The 21,914-nt window shown below is 57.4% G+C and carries 21 protein-coding genes and 1 pseudogene; 8 read left to right on the top strand and 14 right to left on the bottom strand.

Annotated elements, in window-relative coordinates; translation table 11 throughout:
* Positions 1-127 precede the first annotated feature (127 nt).
* From B9Z39_RS16495 to B9Z39_RS16460, 8 genes and pseudogenes are all read right to left on the bottom strand, one after another.
* A pseudogene (locus tag B9Z39_RS16495) lies at positions 128-757 on the bottom strand (sodium:solute symporter); the annotation flags it as partial.
* A 22-nt stretch (positions 758-779) separates the two neighbouring features.
* Positions 780-2,348, bottom strand: coding sequence for a ubiquinone biosynthesis regulatory protein kinase UbiB (ubiB, locus tag B9Z39_RS16490; RefSeq protein WP_108302666.1), 1,569 nt, complete (start codon positions 2,346-2,348; stop codon positions 780-782).
* A complete protein-coding gene (locus B9Z39_RS16485) occupies positions 2,345-2,917 on the bottom strand; it encodes a hypothetical protein (protein WP_108302664.1) in 573 nt (190 codons plus the stop codon). Before B9Z39_RS16485 ends, ubiB begins: the two co-directional genes overlap by 4 nt.
* 58 nt (positions 2,918-2,975) lie before the next feature.
* Positions 2,976-3,947: a Tim44 domain-containing protein gene (locus tag B9Z39_RS16480; protein WP_108302662.1), complete on the bottom strand. Its 972-nt coding sequence runs from the start codon at positions 3,945-3,947 to the stop codon at positions 2,976-2,978.
* A 28-nt stretch (positions 3,948-3,975) separates the two neighbouring features.
* Positions 3,976-4,707, bottom strand: a complete 732-nt coding sequence (ubiE, locus tag B9Z39_RS16475) for a bifunctional demethylmenaquinone methyltransferase/2-methoxy-6-polyprenyl-1,4-benzoquinol methylase UbiE (protein ID WP_100146299.1) — start codon at positions 4,705-4,707, stop codon at positions 3,976-3,978.
* 14 nt (positions 4,708-4,721) lie between these two features.
* Positions 4,722-5,138, bottom strand: a complete 417-nt coding sequence (locus B9Z39_RS16470) for a gamma-butyrobetaine hydroxylase-like domain-containing protein (protein WP_108302660.1) — start codon at positions 5,136-5,138, stop codon at positions 4,722-4,724.
* A gap of 15 nt (positions 5,139-5,153) precedes the next feature.
* Positions 5,154-9,023, bottom strand: a complete 3,870-nt coding sequence (locus B9Z39_RS16465) for an FAD/FMN-binding oxidoreductase (RefSeq protein WP_108302658.1) — start codon at positions 9,021-9,023, stop codon at positions 5,154-5,156.
* A gap of 66 nt (positions 9,024-9,089) precedes the next feature.
* On the bottom strand, positions 9,090-9,335 hold the full coding sequence (locus tag B9Z39_RS16460; protein WP_233249052.1) for a hypothetical protein: 246 nt from the start codon (positions 9,333-9,335) through the stop codon (positions 9,090-9,092).
* A 63-nt stretch (positions 9,336-9,398) separates the two neighbouring features.
* Between B9Z39_RS16460 and hemA the strand changes: the two genes are divergently transcribed.
* The 4 genes from hemA (at position 9,399) to grxD (ending at position 13,010) form a co-directional block, all read left to right on the top strand.
* Positions 9,399-10,658, top strand: coding sequence for a glutamyl-tRNA reductase (hemA, locus tag B9Z39_RS16455; protein WP_108302656.1), 1,260 nt, complete (start codon positions 9,399-9,401; stop codon positions 10,656-10,658).
* A gap of 63 nt (positions 10,659-10,721) precedes the next feature.
* A complete protein-coding gene (gene prfA / locus B9Z39_RS16450) occupies positions 10,722-11,831 on the top strand; it encodes a peptide chain release factor 1 (protein ID WP_100146294.1) in 1,110 nt (369 codons plus the stop codon).
* Positions 11,828-12,667 (top strand): peptide chain release factor N(5)-glutamine methyltransferase, encoded by an 840-nt coding sequence (gene prmC / locus B9Z39_RS16445; protein WP_108302654.1) that lies wholly within the window; start codon positions 11,828-11,830, stop codon positions 12,665-12,667. Before prfA ends, prmC begins: the two co-directional genes overlap by 4 nt.
* A gap of 25 nt (positions 12,668-12,692) precedes the next feature.
* On the top strand, positions 12,693-13,010 hold the full coding sequence (grxD, locus tag B9Z39_RS16440; RefSeq protein ID WP_100146292.1) for a Grx4 family monothiol glutaredoxin: 318 nt from the start codon (positions 12,693-12,695) through the stop codon (positions 13,008-13,010).
* A gap of 12 nt (positions 13,011-13,022) precedes the next feature.
* Here the strand turns inward: grxD and B9Z39_RS16435 are convergent, their stop codons facing one another.
* Positions 13,023-13,700: a lytic transglycosylase domain-containing protein gene (locus tag B9Z39_RS16435; protein ID WP_108302652.1), complete on the bottom strand. Its 678-nt coding sequence runs from the start codon at positions 13,698-13,700 to the stop codon at positions 13,023-13,025.
* A gap of 171 nt (positions 13,701-13,871) precedes the next feature.
* Between B9Z39_RS16435 and B9Z39_RS16430 the strand changes: the two genes are divergently transcribed.
* From B9Z39_RS16430 to B9Z39_RS16420, 3 genes are read left to right on the top strand one after another with little or no spacing between them, the layout of a single operon-like run.
* On the top strand, positions 13,872-14,690 hold the full coding sequence (locus B9Z39_RS16430) for an amidohydrolase family protein (RefSeq protein ID WP_100146290.1): 819 nt from the start codon (positions 13,872-13,874) through the stop codon (positions 14,688-14,690).
* The gene (locus B9Z39_RS16425) at positions 14,687-15,100 is read left to right on the top strand and encodes a hypothetical protein (protein ID WP_100146289.1); all 414 of its coding nucleotides are present in this window, start codon (positions 14,687-14,689) and stop codon (positions 15,098-15,100) included. The genes B9Z39_RS16430 and B9Z39_RS16425 overlap by 4 nt, the downstream gene beginning before the upstream one ends.
* 7 nt (positions 15,101-15,107) lie before the next feature.
* A complete protein-coding gene (locus B9Z39_RS16420) occupies positions 15,108-16,340 on the top strand; it encodes a cytochrome-c peroxidase (protein WP_158269524.1) in 1,233 nt (410 codons plus the stop codon).
* A gap of 33 nt (positions 16,341-16,373) precedes the next feature.
* Here B9Z39_RS16420 and B9Z39_RS16415 read toward each other — a convergent pair whose 3' ends face one another.
* Positions 16,374-18,119 carry a proline--tRNA ligase gene (locus B9Z39_RS16415; protein WP_108302648.1) on the bottom strand — a complete coding sequence of 582 codons (1,746 nt, stop codon included), beginning with the start codon at positions 18,117-18,119 and terminating at the stop codon, positions 16,374-16,376.
* Positions 18,120-18,226: 107 nt separating this feature from the next.
* Here B9Z39_RS16415 and B9Z39_RS16410 point away from each other — a divergent pair, with 107 nt between their 5' ends.
* Positions 18,227-18,853, top strand: a complete 627-nt coding sequence (locus tag B9Z39_RS16410) for an RNA pyrophosphohydrolase (protein WP_100146286.1) — start codon at positions 18,227-18,229, stop codon at positions 18,851-18,853.
* Positions 18,854-18,892: 39 nt separating this feature from the next.
* Here B9Z39_RS16410 and proB read toward each other — a convergent pair whose 3' ends face one another.
* From proB to rplU, 4 genes are all read right to left on the bottom strand, one after another.
* Positions 18,893-20,032, bottom strand: a complete 1,140-nt coding sequence (proB, locus tag B9Z39_RS16405) for a glutamate 5-kinase (RefSeq protein ID WP_100146285.1) — start codon at positions 20,030-20,032, stop codon at positions 18,893-18,895.
* Between the two features lie 11 nt (positions 20,033-20,043).
* The gene (gene cgtA, locus B9Z39_RS16400) at positions 20,044-21,111 is read right to left on the bottom strand and encodes an Obg family GTPase CgtA (protein WP_108302646.1); all 1,068 of its coding nucleotides are present in this window, start codon (positions 21,109-21,111) and stop codon (positions 20,044-20,046) included.
* 63 nt (positions 21,112-21,174) lie between these two features.
* Complete coding sequence (rpmA, locus tag B9Z39_RS16395; RefSeq protein WP_100146283.1) at positions 21,175-21,432, bottom strand: 50S ribosomal protein L27; 258 nt, start codon at positions 21,430-21,432, stop codon at positions 21,175-21,177.
* Positions 21,433-21,444: 12 nt separating this feature from the next.
* Positions 21,445-21,756: a 50S ribosomal protein L21 gene (rplU, locus tag B9Z39_RS16390; protein ID WP_100131651.1), complete on the bottom strand. Its 312-nt coding sequence runs from the start codon at positions 21,754-21,756 to the stop codon at positions 21,445-21,447.
* Positions 21,757-21,914 lie beyond the last annotated feature (158 nt).

Raw genomic sequence — 21,914 nt, 5'->3', positions numbered from 1 at the left:
CCGTTGAACGCTTGTGACCACCTCAACCCGATTGGGCCTTGCTGAAGACATAGTCATATCCATAGTCGTATTCCTAGTTGTTAGTTTAAGGAATACCAACGGGACTGTTTTTCAGGGGGCTAACTCAGATGGCCAGGGCCACCACCTTGTCAGCGCCCCCGGCTTGGTCAGCCGCAAACACGGCCAAGATCGACAAGCCCACGACCAAGATGATCATCTGAATGAAGTCGGTGATAGCCACCGACCACATGCCACCAAACAAGGTGTAGGCCAAGATCGACACCACGCCGATCACCATGCCCACAGGAATGCTGATGACCTCGTTGGACAAGACGTTGAACACCAGCCCCAGCGCGGTCACTTGTGCCGACACCCAGCCCAAGTAGCTGACCATGATGATCAATGAGCACACCACTTCGACCGTGCGTCCGTAACGCTCACGGTAGTAGTCGCTAATGGTGAGCAAGGTCATGCGGTAGAGCTTGCCCGCGAAAAACAGTCCCACCAAGATCAAACAAAAACCTGCGCCGAAGGGGTCTTCCACCACGCCGTGCAAGCCGCCATTGACAAACTTGGCGGGAATACCCAGCACGGTTTCCGACCCAAACCACGTGGCAAAGGTGGTGGTCACAATCATGGCCAGCGGCAAGTGACGCCCTGCAATGGCAAAGTCGGCCGAGTTTTGCACCCGCTTGGCGGCCATCAAACCGATGGCGATGGTGACCAACAAGTAGACGATGACGAGTGTGAGCAACACGGGTCAAACTCCTTTTGAAAACTCAAAAATACGGATGCAGGCGAACCAAAAATTGCATGGCCAGCAAGCCAGCCACAAAACCCACACCACACCACATCAAACGCTGCAGCAGGCGGTTGGTGCGACGTTGTTCGTTGATCAGGGTTTGCAATTGGGGGTTGGCATCGCTTTGGCGATGTTTCAAAAAGTCATGTACCAGACGCGGCAACTCTGGCAACAACTTGGCGTAACGCGGCGCCTCCGCCACCAGTTGGTCCCACAACTTTTTGGGCCCAACTTGCTCCAACATCCACTTTTCCAGGAATGGTTTGGCAGTGCTCCACAAGTCCAATTCGGGGTCGAGCTGTCGACCCAGGCCTTCGATGTTGAGCAAGGTTTTTTGCAACAACACGAGTTGCGGCTGAATCTCGACATTGAAACGACGCGAGGTTTGGAACAAGCGCATCAACACCATGCCCAAAGAAATTTCTTTGAGTGGGCGATCAAAGTACGGCTCACACACTGCGCGAATGGCTGACTCCAATTCGTCCACGCGGGTGTCTGCGGGCACCCAGCCCGACTCCACGTGCAGCTCGGCCACACGCTTGTAATCACGCCGGAAGAAAGCGGTGAAGTTTTGCGCCAAGTACTCTTTGTCAAACTCTGTGAGCGTGCCCACGATGCCAAAGTCCAGCGACACATAGCGCCCAAAAGTGGCCGGGTCAATGCTGACTTGAATATTGCCCGGGTGCATGTCGGCGTGGAAGAACCCATCGCGAAACACCTGCGTGAAGAAGATGGTCACGCCATCGCGCGCCAGCTTCGGAATGTCCACCCCGGCCTCACGCAAACGATCAACTTGGCTGATGGGCACGCCATTCATGCGCTCCATCACGATCACGTCGGTGTGGCAGTAGTCCCACAACATCTCCGGAATCAACACCAGGTTGAGGCCTTCCATGTTGCGGCGCAGTTGCGCGGCATTGGCGGCTTCACGCACCAAGTCCAACTCGTCGTGCAGGTACTTGTCAAACTCAGCCACCACCTCACGTGGTTTCAAACGCTTGCCATCCGCCGACAAGCGATCAACCCAACCCGCCATCGTGCGCATCAAGCTCAGGTCTTTGTCGATCACCGTGAGCATGCCGGGGCGCAGCACCTTGACCGCTACATCACGCAACTGTCCATTGCGCTCTTTGGCGACAGCAAAGTGAACCTGGGCAATAGAAGCACTGGCCACCGGCTGATGGGTGAACTCAACAAACACATCCGCCAAGGGGCGCCCAAAGGCGCGCTCAATGGTGGCCACGGCCACGCTGGATGGAAACGGCGGCACGCGGTCTTGCAACAAAGCCAACTCGTCGGCAATGTCTGGGGGCAACAAATCGCGTCGCGTAGACAACACCTGGCCAAACTTCACAAAAATGGGTCCCAGTTGCTCCAGCGCTTCACGCAAACGCTGACCGCGCGGTGCCCGCAGATCACGCCCGACCGACACAATGCGCGCCAGCAAGCGCAAACCGGGTGTTTGAAAACTGGTCAACACCACTTCGTCTAAACCGTAACGCAAAACAATAAAGACGATGTACACACCGCGAAACAAACGTGTCATGACGGTGCCTTCGGTGTGGTGCGTTGTTGCACAAAGTCACGCAAAGCGCTTACCGCACGACGGCCTGTTTGCACCAAGGTGTGGGCTGGTGCATCGTCAATGAGGCGAGCCAAATCTTCTTCCGGATCCCAGCGCACATGGTCGATGAGCCAATTCACCTCGGCTGCGAGTTGCACATCCCCTTCGATGCGAATCGCTGGTTTGTCACCTTGCAGCACAGTACGGGCCAACGCAAAAGGAGAGGTCTCGCTGACACGCAACACCAAGTCAGGTGCTTTGGCAGGTTGCTCGGCAGGTGCCACGTCCAGCAAGCCTGCTGGGGTGAATTGGCATTGAAACACTTGATCGCGCCAATGCAGTTGCACGCTGCGACCGCGTTGGCGCTGCAAACGCTCACGCGCCGCAGGTTCTTGCATCAACACATGGTTCAAGAACAACACCACCCGCTGTTGCAACTCTTGCACCGCCCAAGGAGGGGGCGTCAAAGCTTGAGGTAAGTCTGCGGGAAGGTTGGCGCGCAGTTTGTCTGCGGCGTCACTCAACCAAGAAAAAGGGGACTGTGTGGCCATAGTCCCCAATTATTCCTTGTATTTGCACGTCACTCAGACGGCAGGGTAATCACGCCCGTTATTGAAGCGCTTGAACGCCTGCCACCAACCAACCCAAGCTGCCGTCTTTGGGCTTGGTCATGTTCCAGACTTCGCGGAAGGGGGTGGGGCCCGCAGAAGGCTCTTCACGGATGAGACCAGAGAACTCAACACTGGCCATGTAGAAGGCGCCCGCCTCTTCAATACCCAGCAACTGTGCGTCCAGCATCACCACTTCGGTATGGTTGGGCTGACCGCTGGCGGTGGTTTCGCGCTCGGCCAATTGCGCTTTGATTTCTTCCACCATGCTGTCAGTCATCATCGAGCGCAAAGTGCTCACATCGGCACGGTCCCAGGCTTGCTGCAAGGTATGAAAGTTTTGTTTGGCCGCGTTCACAAAACCCACGGTGTCAAAGTCGGCCGGAATGCCCCAAGTCTGACTGCCTGCCAAGCCAGAACCAATGACGGCACCAGAACCTGCGGCACCTGGTGTGTAACGGGGGTCGGTGTCCACCGGGCGAGCCGAGGCATCGTTGCCTACGTTTTGTGGGTTGTACTGTGGCATGGTGCGTGGCTCCACAGGAGCGCCAGCACCTTCAAAAGCATAAGGGCTGGTGTTGGCAACCGCAGGTTGGCGACGACGCATGACCATGCCAATCACCATCATGACCACCAAAGCGATCAAACCAAACATCAAGAACTGCCCAAATTCAGCGCCCAAGCCCATGGAGTGCGCGAGCCAAGCCAAACCCAAACCAGCAGCTAAACCACCCAACATGGCACCCCAAGGTTTACGTTGGGGTTGCGCCACTGGTGCAGGAGCAGCAGGTGCGGCAGGTGTCGCCGCAGGCGCAGCGTTTTGTGTTGGCGTGGCAGGCTTGGCCGCTTCACGTTGTGTGACTTGGTTGGACTGTTGACCGACAGATTTACCACCGCCCAAACGCTTGGCAGCATCGGCTTGCAAACTTGTCAGGGCCAAAGCAATGACCAACACCGTGGACCAAATTTTCATTTTCTTGTCTCCAAAAATTAGGATGCGCTCAGCACTTGATTCCAACATGAAGTGCCACAACCCCGGCGCTCATGTTGTGAAAGTCCACATGGCCAAAGCCATTTTGTTTCATAAGGGATTTCAATTCCTCTTGACCAGGGTGCATGCGAATTGATTCGGCCAAATAGCGGTAACTGGCATCGTCACCTGCGACCAACTTGCCGAGCTTAGGCAAGATGTTGAAGGAGTACCAGTCGTAGGCTTTCTCCAAGGGCTTGGCCACTTTGGAGAACTCCAGCACCAACAATTTGCCGTTGGGTTTGAGCACGCGGCACATCTCTTTGAGTGCCGCATCTTTGTGCGTCATATTGCGCAAGCCAAAGGCCACACTCACCACATCAAAGTGGTTGTCTGGGAAAGGCAGTTTTTCGGCATCGCACACCAAGGTGGGCAAGACCGCCCCGTGGTCTAGCAAGCGGTCACGCCCAGTGCGCAACATGGCTTCGTTGATGTCGGTGTGCACCACGCGACCGGTTTTGCCTACTTCTTTGGCAAAGGCCATGGCCAAGTCGCCGGTACCCCCTGCGATGTCGAGCACTTGGTGACCCTCGCGCAAGTCAGCCACCATCACGGTGTAGCGCTTCCAGACACGGTGCAAGCCCATGGACATGAGGTCGTTCATGACGTCGTACTTGGACGCCACCGAATCAAACACGCCACGCACATGACGGGCTTTGTCTGTTTCGTCGACCGTTTTAAAACCGAAATGGGTGCTGCTCATGGTTGTCAATGTTATCAGTGTGAGTGGCCGCAACCGGGACCTGCTGCCTCGGGCATTGGGGCATCACGCGTGACGCCTGCTTCGCCCAAGCGGCGCTCGTAATCGGCCCACAGTTGGTCTTGCTGGGCGCCCAAAAAGTAGAGGTACTCCCACGAAAAGATACCCGTGTCGTGGCCATCGCTGAAGGTGGGTTGCACAGCATAGTTGCCGATCGGCGCCAGCTCGGTCAAGGTGACATCGCTCTTGCCGGTTTGCAACACCTCTTGGCCAGGCCCGTGGCCCTGCACTTCAGCCGAGGGACTGTAGATCCGCATGAGTTCAAACGGAATGCGAAACGACGCACCATCCGAAAAGCTCACCTCTAGCACACGGGTGGCCCCATGCACCGTGATGTCTTGCGGCGTGGGGGTGTTTTTGTCTAAACCAGCCATGTTTGTTCTCCCGCCTCAGACCAACACGCGCTCAATGCCACCGGCATTGGCTTGGGCCACATAGGTGGGCATCCACTGTTCACCCAAAATCTTGCGCGCCATCTCGACCACGATGTAGTCGGCTTCGAGCAAACCGTTTTGCAGGTCGTCTTGGTAACGATTGAGTCCCATGAGGCAACTCGGGCAAGAGGTCAAGATTTTGACGTTCTCGTTTTGTCCCACGCTGCCTGAAGCGCGAAGACTGGCCTCACCGTTACGAATCTCTTCTTCTTTGCGAAAGCGGATTTGGGTCGAAATATCGGGTCGCGATGATGCCAAGCCGCCACTCTCACCACAGCAGCGATCGCTCTTGATCACATCGTCGCCCATCAGCGCCTTGACAGTCTTCATGGGTTCTTGCAGCTTCATAGGACTGTGGCAAGGATCGTGGTAAAGATACCCACCCTGTCCTGATGGCAACGTGATGTTCTTCTCCAGCAAGTACTCGTGGATGTCGACGATGCGGCATCCCGGGAAGATTTTGTCGAACTCATAACCCTGCAACTGGTCGTAACAAGTGCCACAGCTCACCACCACGGTTTTGATGTCGAGGTAGTTGAGCGTGTTAGCTACACGGTGAAACAGCACACGGTTGTCGGTGATGATTTTTTCAGCCTTGTCAAACTGCCCGCTGCCGCGCTGCGGATAACCGCAGCACAAATAGCCGGGTGGCAACACGGTTTGCACACCGGCATGCCAGAGCATGGCCTGCGTGGCCAAGCCCACTTGGCTGAACAAGCGCTCAGAGCCACACCCAGGAAAATAGAACACAGCCTCGGTGTCGGAGGTGGTGGTCTTGGGGTTGCGGATGATGGGCACGTAGTCTTTGTCTTCAATGTCCAACAAAGCGCGGGCGGTTTTCTTGGGCAAGCCGCCCGGCATTTTTTTGTTGATGAAGTGAATCACCTGCTCTTTGATGGGCGCGACACCAACAGTGGCCGGTGGTGCCTTGGTTTGTTGTCGCGCAAGCGCACGGAACACTTGGTTGCCCAAGCGCTGCGCTTTGAAACTCCAATCGGTCAATGTGTGTGCAATGCGAATCGCACTGGGGCTCGCAGTACCAATGAACCATGACTGGAATTCAGCAGCAGGTCTGAATGAACGCTGCCCCATCTTGCGCAACAGGTTGCGCATGTTCATGGACACATCACCAAAGTCAATATTGACCGGACAAGGTGTCAAACACTTGTGGCACACGGTGCAGTGGTCAGCCACGTCTTCAAACTCTTGCCAGTGCTTGATGGACACACCACGGCGGGTTTGTTCTTCGTACAGAAAAGCTTCTGCCAACAGCGAGGTGGCCAAAATTTTGTTGCGCGGGCTGTAGAGCAAATTGGCGCGTGGCACGTGGGTAGCACACACCGGCTTGCACTTGCCGCAACGCAAGCAGTCTTTGACGCTGGCCGCAATGGCCCCAATGTCAGACTGCTGCATGATGAGGGACTCATGACCCATCAAGCCAAAGCTCGGGGTGTAGGCCTGGCTCAAATCAGCGTGACGCAAATTGGCATCAGCGTCGTTGTTGCGCAGCAGTTTGCCTTTGTTGAAGCGTCCTTCGGGGTCGACACGGGCTTTGTAGTCGGCAAAGGGTTGCAACTCAGCGTCGGTCAAAAACGCCAGCTTGGTGATGCCAATGCCGTGTTCGCCCGAGATCACGCCATTGAGAGAGCGTGCCAAGGTCATGATGCGCGCCACCGCTTCGTGGGCGGTTTGCAGCATGGCGTAGTCGTCGCTGTTGACGGGGATGTTGGTGTGCACATTGCCGTCACCGGCGTGCATGTGCAGGGCTACCCACACGCGCCCTTTGAGCACGCGTTGGTGAATGGCGTTGCACTCTTCCAAGATCGGCAAGAAAGCCGCCCCGGTGAAGATGTTTTGCAACACGGCGCGAATCTGGGTCTTCCAACTGGCGCGCAAGCTGTGGTCTTGCAAGGGCAAGAACAACGCGTCGCAATCGTGCAGCCACTGCTGCCACAGTCCACGCACCTCGGCAATCAGCGAGCGGGCTTGCGTGACGCGGTCTTCGAGCAACTCGGGCGAGGCGATGTCCGCCGCATCGTCCGACTTGCCCAAGGGCAGGTTGCCACGGGCAAAGAATTCATCCAGCGCATCGCACAGGGCAATCTTGTTGCGCAACGACAGTTCGATGTTGATGCGCTCGATCCCGTCGGTGTATTCGGCCATACGGGGCAGCGGAATGACCACGTCTTCGTTGATCTTGAAGGCGTTGGTGTGACGGCTGATGGCGGCGGTGCGTTTGCGATCCAACCAGAATTTTTTACGCGCTTCGGGGCTGATGGCCACAAAGCCTTCGCCGCTGCGCGAGTTGGCCAAGCGCACCACTTCAGAGGTGACGCGCGCCACCGCATCGGGGTCGTCACCGGCGATGTCCCCAATCAACACCATCTTGGGCAAGCCACCGCGTTTGCTCTTGGTGGCATAACCCACCGCACGCAAATAGCGGTCATCCAAATGTTCCAGTCCTGCCAACAACACGCCACTGCGCTTTTGCTCGGCAAACATGAAGTCTTTGATGTCCACGATGCTTGGCACTGCGTCTTTTGCGTTGCCAAAGAACTCCATGCACACCGTGCGGGTGTGCTGGGGCATGCGGTGCAAGATCCAGCGGGCGCTGGTGATCAGGCCGTCGCACCCTTCTTTTTGAATGCCAGGCAAGCCGCTCAAAAATTTGTCAGTGACGTCTTTGCCCAGACCTTCTTTGCGGAACGAGGGTCCCGGAATGTCCAAGCGCTCCTGACGAATCGGGGTTTTGCCATCGGCCTCGAAATACTGCAAGTCAAAGCTGGCAATGTCAGCGTCGTGAATCTTGCCCAGGTTGTGCCCAACGCGGGTGACTTCGAGCCACTGCGCATCGGGGGTGACCATGCGCCAGCTGGCCAAGTTGTCGAGTGCGGTGCCCCACAGCACGGCTTTTTTACCGCCCGCATTCATGGCGATGTTGCCGCCAATGCACGAGGCCTCAGCGGAGGTGGGGTCAACGGCAAACACAAAGCCGGCGCGCTCAGCGGCATCGGCCACGCGCTGCGTGACCACACCGGCTTCGGTCCAGATGGTGGGGACCGGATGGCCCACACCTGGCAAGTCACGCATATCCACGGACGACATGGCTTCGAGCTTTTCGGTGTTGATGACCGCGCTCTTCCAGGTCAGAGGAATCGCGCCCCCGGTGTAGCCCGTGCCACCACCACGCGGGACAATGGTGAGCCCTAGATCAATACAGTCTTTGACCATCTTGGCCATTTCGGCCTCTGTATCAGGGGTCAACACCACGAAGGGGTATTCCACCCGCCAGTCGGTGGCGTCGGTCACATGCGACACACGCGACAAACCATCGAATTTGATGTTGTCAGAGGCGGTGTGCTTCTTGAGCAAGCGCTCGGTTTTTTTGCGCAAAGCGGCAATCGCTTCAAATTGAGCGTTGAAGCTTTCAATGGCGCGCGAGGCGGCCACCAGCAACTGCCCCACCGAAGCATCACGTTCCGCGTCTTCATTGGGCGTGCGGCGACGCTCCACTTCACCCAAACGATGGTGCAAAGCCTCTACCAGCTGGTGGCGACGCTTGGGGTTGTCCAGCAAGTCGTCTTGCAGGTAGGGGTTGCGTTGCACGACCCAGATATCACCCAACACCTCGTAGAGCATACGGGCCGAGCGTCCGGTACGGCGTTCCTGGCGCAAGCGCAGCAGCAACTCCCAGGCCTCGGCACCCAGCAGACGCAGCACGATTTCGCGGTCGGAAAACGAGGTGTAGTTGTAAGGGATTTCGCGCAGCCGTGGACTCTCTTCGGCCATGGACAGCAAGTGGTTCAGCGAGGTAGGAGCGTTCATTTTGGAGGGTGCGCGAGAGGGGTTTGAATGTTACCGCAGGGTATCTCCCTACGGGTTGTGCGCCATTCAGCGACGCCAGGCTTGGCACATCAGCCATTGGGTGCTGGCAGACACCAGCACCAGGGCACCCCAAGTAACCATCTTGCCGTCCACGCCCCACAGCGCCAGCCCACCCAACAACACGGCCACACCCAACAAACCGTTGGTTAACACTTGCGCACGCATGGACCAAGGCGCTTTGGGCAGGCCCACACGCACCATGGCACGCGCACACAGCGCGCACAGGAGGGCCAAACACCAGGCGGGTGCCATGAAATTGAGGACGTGGAAGAGTTGCTCGTAAGGACCCATCGGTAAATTTTATAATCGACAGTTATGGCAGTCTGGGCTCTTGGCCTCAATCACAACACAGCCCCGCTGGATCTGCGGGGTCGCTTCGCCTTTGCGGTCGATCAAATGGGCCCCAGCCTCACCACGCTGCGCAACACCTTCAGCGGCGAGAGCGAGGTGGCCATTTTGTCCACCTGCAACCGCACCGAAATTTACGGGGCAGGCACGCACCACCAAATGCAACAAACCCTGGCATGGCTGGCCCAATCGGGCGGCGTGCCCATGGCTGCCCTGCAAGGCCACACCTATGAACTGATGGAGAGCGAAGCAGCACGCCATGCGTTTCGCGTAGCCAGTGGCCTGGATTCGATGGTGTTGGGTGAACCTCAGATCTTGGGCCAGATGAAAGACGCGGTGCGTGCCGCCTCTGAAGCCGGCGCCCTGGGCACCACCTTGAACCAGCTGTTTCAACGTTCATTTGCAGTGGCCAAAGAGGTGCGCAGCTCGACCGAAATTGGCGCGCACTCCATCAGCATGGCGGCGGCGGCGGTGCGTTTGGCAGGGCAGCTGTTTGAAGACTTGGCTCAAACCAAAGTGCTATTTGTGGGAGCAGGGGAAATGATTGAGCTGTGCGCCACTCACTTCGCAGCCAAGCAACCCAAGTCGTTGGCCATTGCCAACCGCACCCTGGAGCGTGGCGAAAAACTGGCCCTGCAATTTGGCGGCGAGGTAATGCGCTTGTCTGACCTGCCTCAGCGGTTGCATGAATTTGACATCGTGATCAGCTGCACCGCCAGCACCCTGCCTTTGATTGGCTTGGGTGCCGTCGAGCGGGCCCTGCGCCAGCGCAAGCACCGCCCCATGTTCATGGTCGATCTGGCCGTGCCACGTGACATCGAGCCTGAGGTCAAGTCACTCGAAGACGCCTACCTCTACACCGTGGACGATTTGTCAGAGGTGGTGCAAACCGGCCAAGCCAACCGCCAAGCAGCGGTGGCCCAAGCCGAAGCCATCATCGATGTGGGCGTACAAAACTTCGCCCATTGGCTGGAGCAACGCAGCAACGTACCGCTGATTCAGCAACTCAACGCCCAAACCGACGAGTGGCGAGACGCCGAACTGGCACGTGCTCGCAAACTGCTGGCCAAAGGCGATGACGTGGAAGCCGTGCTTGAAGCCCTCTCGCGGGGTTTGACCCAAAAAATGCTGCACGGCGCCATGACTGAACTGCATGCAGGTGACGTCGCGTCACGTGAACACGCACGCCAGGCCATTGAGCGCTTCTTTTTGCGCAGCAAGCCATGACCCCCCATGTTCATCACCCCGTTCGTGCGCCTGCCCTGCCTTGGGTGACGGCAGCCTGATGCCATGAAAGCCTTTCTGCGCGCTCAACTGGAGCGCTACGCGCAACGCCTGGCTGAGCTGGACTTTTTGTTGTCGCGTGAAGACATCATGAAGGACATGACGCAGTTCCTCGCCTTGTCGCGCGAGCACACCGACGTCACCGCAACCGCCGGGCGTTATGCACGCTACCAGCAACGTGAATCTGACCTGCACGCGGCGCAACAAATGCTGCAAGACGGTGCCGATGATCCCGACATGCGGGCCATGGCAGAAGAAGAAGTCACCCACGCCCAAGCCGAGTTGACGCAGCTAGAAACCGAGTTGCAGCGCATGCTGCTGCCCAAAGACCCAGATGATGCACGCCCCGCTTTTTTAGAAATTCGCGCTGGCACAGGTGGCGATGAGTCGGCCCTGTTTGCTGCCGATTTGCTGCGCATGTACACCCGCTACGCAGAGCGTCAAGGTTGGCGCAGCGAACTGGTCAGCGAATCGGCCAGCGACTTGGGCGGCTACAAAGAAGTGGTGGTGAGACTGGAAAGCCCCAGCGGCACAGACGGTGTGTATGGCCAGCTCAAATTCGAATCGGGTGGCCACCGCGTGCAGCGTGTGCCAGCGACCGAAACCCAAGGCCGCATTCACACCAGCGCCTGCACGGTGGCGGTGATGCCAGAGCCCGATGAGGCGCAAGCGGTCAAGATCAACCCGGCAGATCTGCGCATCGACACCTACCGTGCCAGCGGCGCGGGTGGCCAGCACATCAACAAGACCGACTCGGCAGTGCGCATCACCCACTTGCCCACCGGCATCGTGGCCGAGTGCCAAGACGGACGCAGTCAACACAGCAACAAAGCCCAAGCGCTGCGGGTGTTGACAGCGCGCATCCAAGAAAAAGAGCGCAGCGAACGTGCGGCCAAAGACGCTGCGTTGCGCAAAGGCCTGATTGGCAGCGGTGACCGCAGCGACCGCATTCGCACCTACAACTTTCCCCAGGGACGCTGGACGGACCACCGCATCAACCTCACGTTGTACAAGCTCAACCTGATCATGGAGGGTGACTTGGCTGAGCCCTTGCAGGCCTTGCGGCACGCCCATGAAGCCGAGCAATTGCAAGCACTGGACCCGGGCACGCCATGACGTCAGCGAACGTTCAAAGCGCCCTCACCTGGGCTCAACAACAAGGCGTGACGCGTCTGGAAGCCCAAATGCTGTTGTTGCACAGCGTGGGCCGTGACTTGCATGACAGGGTTTGGCTACTCAGCCATGACACCGAAACCCTCGATCCCCTCGCGCACCTGGCTTTTCAGGCGCAGGTAGCGCGTCGCCTGGCGCACGTTCCGCTGGCCTACATCACCGGTCAGAAAGAGTTCTTTGGCCTGTCTTTGCAAGTGGATGCGCGCGTGCTCGACCCCCGCGCGGACACCGAGGTGCTGGTGGAATGGGCCTTGAGTTGCTTGGCCGATATTCCCTCACCCCAAGTGGTGGACTTAGGCACAGGCAGTGGCGCGATTGCACTGGCCCTCAAGCACAGTCGCTCTGAGGCCCAGGTCTGGGCGGTTGACCTGAGCGCTGACGCCCTGGCTGTGGCACAGGCCAATGCCGATCGGCTGGCCCTGTCTATCACTTGGCGCCAAGGCGCGTGGTGCGCGCCGCTGGGCGAGGCACAGTTTGACGCCATCGTGTCTAACCCACCGTATGTGGCGGACCACGACCCGCACCTAGAGCACTTACAGCACGAACCCTTGCAAGCCCTCACTTCTGGCCACGACGGCTTGAACGACATTCGACAGATCGTGCAACAAGCGGGCTCACACCTTCGCCCCGGCGGCTGGCTGCTGATGGAGCATGGCTTTGACCAAGCCTTGGCCGTACATGATCTGCTGCTCAACGCTGGGTTTGAACAGGTGCAAAGCCGCCCTGACCTTGCGGGCATCTTGCGCTGCACCGGCGGGCGCTGGCCGACAATGAAATAATCTGGTTTTAGTTTGGAGAGTGACGATGAGTGATGTGCAACAACGCATTGATGACCTGGTCAAAAGCAACGAGGTGCTGCTGTTCATGAAAGGCAGCGCCAGCTTCCCGATGTGCGGCTTCTCGGGCCGTGCGATTCAAATTTTGAAGGCCTGCGGTGTTGAGCCCAAAGCCATCAAAACCGTGAACGTGCTGGATGACGCCGAGATTCGCCAAGGCATCAAGGAATACAGCAACTGGCCCACCATTCCGCAGCTCTACGTCAAGGGCGAGTTCATTGGCGGCTCAGACATCATGATGGAGATGTACGAGTCGGGCGAACTGGCCAAAGCCTTGAACGGCTAAAACATCACCTCGCTAGCGAGGCCGCCAGGCCTTGCTGGCTGACAGCACCGCCGTGGGGTAAGCGCTTTGCCCACGGCTGCCGTTGTAGCGGCTCAGTGCCAGCGCCAAATCACCGTGCTCCAAGTTGAGGTAGTGGCGCAAGATCACGCAACCAAAGCGCACATTGGCCTGGGCATGGAACAGCTGACTGGCGTCGCCGTCTGACAGCACGCGCGTCCAAAACGGCATCACCTGCATGTAGCCACGCGCGCCCGCCCTGCTGATGGCAAATTTTCGAAATCCGCTTTCCACCTGAATCAGCCCCAGCACCCAGGCTGGGTCGAGTCCTGCACGCTGGCTCTCGTACCAGACGGTGTGCAAAAACTCGCGTTGCAAGCTGTCGGCATCCAATTCATGGTTGGGTGTGGCAGAGCTTTGCCCGACGTTTGTCTGGGCGCGCGCACTGGGCGAGCCTCTCGGACGCAGACGCTGTCGCAACACGTTTTGGGTATGCGCCAGCCAGGCTGCAAAGGTTTGCTCAGACTGCACGTCAGCGTGCACAAGTTCAGGTGGGCCTTGCTGCGTGACCGCAGCACTCAAGGCGGTGCGCACTGCGTCAGCCAGCGGTTCTTCACGCTGGGGACCGGCTTGGGCGCACAAAGCCGACAGGGCCAATACGAGAGGGAGCAGTACAGGACGGGTATTTTTCACTCGGTCAGTTTACGCAGGGCATCGTCATATGGCTCAGATGCGAGAACAATGAACACCAACCTTGACCATATTTACCCAGATCAACGCCGTTACTTGCAGCAGATTGCAAAGCAGATAAATACAGAACAGTACAAAATTGCCTTCACCAATTTTCCCGCATAGGAGCTTCTTATGAATCGCATTGGGTTTCTTGTAAGTCTGCTGCTGACCATCAGTTCTGCACACGCAAACGATGCATTGCCGATTTTTGACGCGCACCTGCACTACAGCCACGATGCGTGGGAGCGGATTTCGCCTGAAGAGATCGTGACCATGCTGCGCAAGAACGGAGTACGCCGTGCCATGGTGTCAAGTTCAAGCGATGAGGGCACGCAAAGGCTGTATGCGCAGGCACCTGACTTGATCATTCCTGCATTGCGGCCCTATCGCAATCGCGGCGAAACCAGCACTTGGTTCCGCAGTGACACCATGGTGGCGCACCTGGAGGACCGGCTCAAGCGCTACAAATACGCCGCAATTGGTGAGTTTCATATCTTTGGTGCTGACATGGATTTGCCCATTCCACGGCGCATGGTGCAGTTGGCCAAGGAGCACCAGTTGTTCTTGCATGCGCATTCAGATGCAGATGCTGTCACACGTATTTTTCAGCAAGACCCCGATGCGCGGGTGCTGTGGGCGCATTCGGGTTTTGATACGCCCGCCAAGGTGCGCGAGATGTTGCGCAAGCACAAACACCTGTGGGCCGATTTGGCGTTTCGCAGCGATCATGGCAACGGGGGCAAGGTAGACCCCGAGTGGCGTGCAGCGTTCATGGAGTTTCCTGATCGGTTTTTGGTGGGCACTGACACCTACACGCCGGAACGTTGGTTGTACGTACCTGAGCATGCGCGTTGGTCACGCCAGTGGTTGCAAGACTTGCCACCGCCAGTGGCAGAGCGCATTGCCTACAAAAATGGTGAAGCCTTGTTTGGCCAGATGGTCAAGCCATGATTGCCCCATCCAATCGGGCGGTTGCAACACTTGGCTTGGTACTGCTGTGCTGGGCCAATACAACGTATGCAGGGTGCGAGAAGGGGCCTGACATACAAGTGGCCCAGTCAGGTGAATTGCAAGTGGCGTTTCGCACCACGCCCTCTCCCGTGAAAGTGGGGCAACCTTTTGGGCTGGTAGCAGAGGTGTGTGCGCCACCCGGCGTTGTGGTGTTTGACCTGAAAGTGGATGCGCTGATGCCTGCGCACAAGCATGGCATGAACTACCGGCCCCAGGTGTCGCGCGGCAGTGGGGATCAGTTCCAGGTCACTGGTTTGTTGTTTCACATGCCGGGTCGCTGGCAATATGTGTTTGAGGTGCAAACGTCCAAAGGGGGCGAGACGCTGCGCTTGGATGACAACCTGCGGTAAGGCCATCATGAGCTATGGTTTCTCTGCGCGAATGAACGGCTTGTGGTGGGCATGGCTACTGGTGGCGTTGGTACCTGCGACGCATGCCGCGCCAGCATTCACGCAGGAGGAACGGCAGGCCATCTTGTCGCATGGTCCCTGGCCTTTGAAGCGGGAAAACGATGCGTCCAACCACGTCTCGGGCAAACCAGCAGCGATTGCGCTGGGCCGCGCACTTTTTTTTGAGGCGCGTCTGTCACCAAGAGCGGACATGTCATGTGCCAGTTGTCACCAACCCGCCCGAGGCTTGGCGGATGGTTTGCCACTGGCGAAAGGCGCTGTCGGTCAATCCCCCTTGGTGCGTCATACGCCAAGTCTGTGGAATGTGGCGCACACGTACTGGCTAGGCTGGGACGGCGGTTCGGACAGCCTGTGGTCGTTCGCGCTTCGGCCTTTGTTGAGCCCTCAGGAGATGGGCGCCACTGCGACGCATGTGGCTGACCTGCTGAGAAGTGATGCCACGCTGGCGCACCAGTACCAACAGGCATTTGGCGTGACACAGCTGTTACATCCATCGCTCAACGACGCTGATGAGGTGCGGCTTGTCAATGCAGCCAAGGCACTGGCGGCCTACATGGAAACCTTGCAGTCAGGCAAAAGCAGCTTTGACCTGTTGCGTGATGCGCTGGCACGCCATGACGCGCGCGCCGCCGCACGTTACCCACCAGCAGCAAGACGAGGCTTGTCGATTTTCATGGGCAAGGGCCAATGCCATGTCTGCCATGTTGGTCCCATGTTTTCGAATGGCGAGTTTCATGACGTGGGGGTACCGTATTTTGTGGCGCGCGGACAGGTGGATGCAGGTCGCCACGCAGGTGTTCGCTTGGTGCGCGAGGACGCGCACAACCGTCTGGGTGTCTGGTCTGACGACGTCACACGCGCTTCAGGAGAGCGCACCCGGCACTTGACGGAGCATCACAGCCAATTTGGTCAGTTCAAGGTGCCGTCGCTGCGCAATGTGGCGCGCACGGGGCCCTATATGCACAACGGCAGTCTGGCCACTTTGCAAGATGTGGTGAAACACTACTCAGCGCTGAACGAAGAGCGGTTACACCAAGATGGAGAAGCTTTGCTCAAACCCCTGCACTTGAGCGCGCAGGAGGCACATGACTTGGTGGCGTTCTTGGAGACTCTCACCAGTTTGGAGCTATCCCCTCCGAAAGCTATTGATCGCCCCAAGCGACAAGCATCGCACCGATAAGCTATTGCGCAATATCGGAGAAGGACACGCTTGTCACACGCTGAGTTTGGCTTTCACAAAGGCCAGTACATCAGCAGCGGGCACTTTGGTGGCTTCAGGGTCTCGGCGGTTTTGGTATTCCACCAAGCCGTCTTTGAGGCCTTTGTCGCCGATGGTCACGCGGTGCGGCACGCCAATGAGTTCCCAATCGGCAAACATGGCGCCAGGGCGCTCGCCACGGTCGTCCAAGATAACGTCCACACCAGCAGACATGAGGTCTGCATAGAGCTGTTGGGCAGCGGATTTGACCTCTGCACTGCGGTCCATGCCGATGGGGCAGATCACCACCGTGAAGGGGGCAATGGCGTCGGGCCAAATGATGCCGCGCGCGTCATGGTTTTGCTCAATGGCAGCCGCTGGCAAGCGGGTGATGCCAATGCCGTAACAGCCCATTTCCATGAATTGGGGTTTGCCGTTTTCATCCAGGAATGTGGCGTTCATGGCTTGGCTGTATTTGGTGCCGAGGTAGAACACATGGCCCACTTCGATGCCACGCTCAATGGCCAACACACCTTGCCCGTCGGGGGAAGCATCACCAGCCACCACGTTGCGCAGGTCGGCCACGAGGCTGGGCTCGGGTAGGTCACGGCCCCAGTTGACGCCGGTGTTGTGAAAGTCCACCTCGTTGGCTCCACACACCCAGTTGCTCATCACGGCGACGTCGCGGTCTGCCACCACTTTGAGAGGCTGTTTCAAGTTGACGGGGCCTAAGTAGCCGGGCTTGCAGCCAAAGTGGCTGTCAATTTCGCCAGCGGTTGCAAAACGGAAACCACCCTCAAAGCCGGGCAATTTGCCCACTTTGACTTCGTTCATGTCGTGGTCGCCGCGCAAGAGCAAAAGCCACACTTGCGACTTGACGACTTCGCCTGTGTCGTTGAGCGTGTCCGTCGCCAACACCAGCGATTTGACGGTGGTGTTCAAGGGCACATTCAACAAAGCCGCCACGTCTTCGCAGGTGCTTTTGCCTGGGGTGGCGGTTTTGGTCAGTGCTTGCGACGCAGCACCACGGGCTTGCGCGGGTGCCAGGGCCTCGGCCTTTTCCATATTGGCGGCGTAGCTGCCGGTGGGGCAATAGACGATGGCGTCTTCGCCTGTGGCAGCGATCACCTGAAATTCTTCACTCAAGTCGCCACCAATGGCACCACTGTCTGCAGCCACGGCACGGTATTGCAAACCGAAGCGGTCAAAGATTTGACGGTAGGCCTGCGCCATGACTTGGTAGCTGGCTTTGGCAGCGGTTTGGTCGCGGTCAAAACTGTAGGCATCTTTCATGATGAACTCACGCCCACGCATCAGGCCAAAGCGGGGACGACGTTCGTCACGAAATTTGGTCTGAATTTGGTAGAAGTTTTTGGGCAACTGTTTGTAGCTGCGCAATTCTTGGCGAGCAATGTCAGTCACCACTTCTTCGCTGGTGGGCTGAACCACGAAGTCGCGACCATGACGGTCTTTGATACGCAACAACTCAGGGCCCATCTTCTCGAAGCGTCCGGTTTCTTGCCACAACTCGGAGGGTTGGACCACGGGCATGCTGAGTTCAACAGCACCCGCGCGGTTCATTTCGTCGCGCACGATGGCCTCCACCTTGCGAATCACACGCAGGCCCATGGGCATGTAGTTGTAAATGCCAGCGCCCAGTTTCTTGATCAAGCCCGCACGCATCATGAGTTTGTGGCTCACCACTTCGGCGTCGGCGGGGGCGTCTTTGAGGGTGGAGATGAGGAACTGAGAGGCTTTCATAGCGGCACAAAAATACGTGATGTCAGAGGGAAATCAGGGTGAGTCCTGAGGTGAGCACAGCAGCTCTGTGCATAATGGACTCAGTTTAAAAAATTTGAGGTTTGATTATGCTTGACCGAGAAGGGTTCAGACCCAACGTCGGCATCATCTTGCTCAACCAGAAAAATCAGGTGTTTTGGGGCAAGCGCATACGCACCCACAGTTGGCAGTTTCCGCAAGGCGGCATTGATCGAGGCGAAACCCCCGAGCAAGCCATGTTCCGCGAACTGCACGAAGAAGTGGGGCTCAAACAAGAGCATGTGCGTATCGTGGCCCGAACCCGCGACTGGTTGCGCTATGAGGTGCCAGACCGGTTCATCCGACGCGATGCGCGCGGCTTTTACAAAGGCCAAAAGCAGATTTGGTTTTTGCTGCAATTGATGGCGCCCGATCATTCATTGAACTTGCGCGCCACCAACCATCCCGAGTTCGACGCTTGGCGCTGGAACGACTACTGGGTGCCACTGGATGTGGTGGTGGAATTCAAACGTGGGGTGTACGAAATGGCGTTGACCGAGCTGTCACGTTATTTACCGCGCCAAGAAGGCCGCAACCGCTATTTGCGCGGAATGAATCACATCCAGCAAGAAATGAATGTGGGCACGAAACAATTTGGCATGTCCATCAGCATAGAGTTGCCACCGGGTGCCAGTTTCGACCCAGACCCTCAGTCTGCACTCAAACAAGGTGATTGAAAAAACTGCGAAGGCCTCAGGCCTTCGTGCCGACTAAGCTCAAACGAGTTTGGTGAGCACCAAGTTGTCGCGGTGCACCATCTCGGCCTCTGCCACATAGCCGAGCAGTTGCTCCACATCCGCAGAGGGCTTGCGGCACAACAAGCGTGCTTCAGCCGCAGCGTAGTTAGCCAGGCCACGGGCCACTTCGTGACCATGAGAATCCAAGATGGCGATCACTTCACCGCGTGAAAAGTCGCCATCCACACCCGTCATGCCAATCGGCAACAAGCTCTTGCCCTCATGCTGCAACTTACCCACAGCGCCATCGTCGATGGTGACGGAGCCGCGCAGTTGCAGGTGGTCGGCCATCCACTGCTTGCGAGCTTGTTGCTTTTGGGTCGGTGCGACCAACAAGGTGCCGATCGCCTCGCCTTGGGTCAAACGCACCAAAGCATCAGGCTCGCGTCCCCAGGCGATCACGGTAGACGCACCAGAACCTGCAGCGCGTTTGGCAGCCAAAATTTTGGTGATCATGCCACCTTTGCCAATGCTGGAGCCAGCGCCTCCGGCCATGTCTTCCAGTGCAGCATCTCCTGCGCGGGCTTCGTGCACAAACGTGGCAGCTGGGTCGCGGCGTGGATCAGCGGTGTAAAGACCTTTTTGATCGGTCAAGATGATCAAGGCATCGGCCTCTACCAAGTTGGCCACCAAGGCGCCCAAGGTGTCGTTGTCACCAAATTTGATTTCGTCGTTGACCACGGTGTCGTTCTCGTTGATCACCGGCAGAACGCCGTGGGTCAACAAGGTCAGCAAGGTGGAACGGGCGTTGAGATAACGCTCGCGGTCCGCCAAGTCGGCATGGGTGAGCAAGACTTGGGCAGAACCCAAACCGTTCTCGCGCAGCTTGGTCTCATACATCTGAGCCAAGCCCATTTGTCCTACGGCAGCCGCCGCTTGTAGTTCGTGCAACTCGTGGGGACGGCTGGTCCAGCCTAAACGCTTCATGCCTTCAGCAATGGCACCACTGGAGACCATGATGACCTCTCGGCCATCGCGTACCAACACGCCCAGTTGACGGCACCACTCACCAATCGCGTGCTCATCCAAGCCACGGCCTTCGTTGGTCACCAGGCTAGAGCCGACCTTGACCACGATGCGACGCGCGTCGCGTAACAAGTGGGTAGAGGTGTGGGTCATGTGAATGAAAGTTAGACCGCGGGATCGACAAAGCGCGGGTCGACATACTCCGGTGGCTGTTCCGACACCTGTTGCGCTTTGATGTGCTTGTAAATTTCTTTGATCAAAGGTTCGCATCCCTCGCGCGTGAGCGCTGAAATTTGAAACACAGGACCTTTGTACTTGAACCGTTTGACGAAGTCAGCCACCACCGCTTCGCGTTCATCAGCGGGCACCATGTCGAGCTTGTTCAAGACCAGCCAACGTGGCTTGTCATACAAGGCTTTGTCGTATTTTTTCAGTTCTGCCACGATGGCTTTGGCTTGCTTGACCGGATCCACACCGTCATCAAACGGTGCAATGTCCACAAGATGCAGCAACAAACGTGTGCGCTGCAAGTGACGCAAGAACTGATGACCCAGTCCGGCACCATCGGACGCACCTTCAATCAACCCCGGCACATCGGCCACCACAAAGCTTTGCTCAGGCCCTACACGAACAACACCTAAATTAGGATGCAAGGTGGTGAAGGGGTAATCGGCAATTTTTGGACGCGCGTTGGAAATGGCGGAGATCAGCGTGGACTTGCCGGCATTGGGCATCCCCAGCAACCCCACATCGGCCAGCACTTTGAGCTCTAGTTTGAGTTCCTTTTTTTCACCCGGCCAGCCCGGCGTTTTTTGGCGGGGTGCACGATTGATGGCGCTTTTAAAGCGCATATTGCCAAAGCCACCATCGCCCCCTTTGGCGATGGTGATCACCTCGCCGGGAGTAAGCAACTCGTACAACACATCGCCAGTTTCAGCGTCAGTGATGATGGTGCCCACGGGCATTTTGAGGGTGATGTCGTCACCGGCATGACCGAACATGTCGGAACCTAAACCGTGCTGGCCACGTTTAGCTTCGTGACGGCGAGAAAATCGGAAGTCGACCAACGTGTTGAGGTTCGGGTCCGCGACGGCAAACACGTGGCCGCCTCGACCACCGTCACCGCCATTGGGGCCACCAAACTCTTTGTACTTCTCATGGCGAAACGAGACACAGCCGTTCCCCCCATCACCAGCGGCAATGTCGATATAGGCTTCGTCAACGAATTTCATGGATGTCTTAAAGTAGTAAAGCCCCGACAGGTCGGGGCTTTGTCACAAGTCAGTTCGATGGAATCAAACGGGTGTGATGTTGACCATGTGCTTGTTCAAAGCGCCTTTGACGCCGAACGACACGTGGCCGTCCACCAAAGCGAACAAGGTATGGTCTTTGCCCACGCCGACATTGGTGCCGGGGTGAAATTTGGTACCACGTTGGCGCACGATGATGGCGCCTGCAGTGATCAACTCACCACCGAACGCTTTGACACCGAGCATTTTGGGCTTGGAATCGCGCCCGTTTCGCGTAGAGCCGCCGCCTTTTTTCTGTGCCATGTCAAATGCTCCTTAGCCGTTGATGGAAGCAATCTGCAATTCAGTGAATTGCTGACGATGCCCTTGGCGCTTTTGGTAGTGCTTACGACGACGCATTTTGAAAATGCGCACTTTGTCGTGCTTACCGTGAGACAACACTGTGACTGTGACAGTTGCGCCGGACACCAAGGGTGTGCCGATCTTGAGTTCAGCGCCGTTACCGACTGCCAACACTTGATCGATCACAATCTCTTGGCCAACGTCCGCAGCAATCTGTTCTACTTTAATTTTTTCGCCAGCAGCAACACGATACTGTTTGCCACCGGTTTTTATGACCGCGTACATGTAAGACCTCTAGATAAAATCTGAGTGAACTCTACGGACGGATTTCCGCAGAGCCAAAAATTATAGCAGCTCTCTGCCTCTTGTGCAGATCAACTAGGCTACGCGCAGTACCATCCCTATAATCAGTAAGCTTTTCATTGGTTTAAGGCTCTACTTGT

The sequence above is a fragment of the Limnohabitans sp. JirII-29 genome (assembly GCF_003063395.1).
GTDB lineage: Bacteria > Pseudomonadota > Gammaproteobacteria > Burkholderiales > Burkholderiaceae_C > Limnohabitans.
Note: the sequence above shows the minus strand (reverse complement) of the source record. Positions and strands in the feature narration are given on the sequence as shown.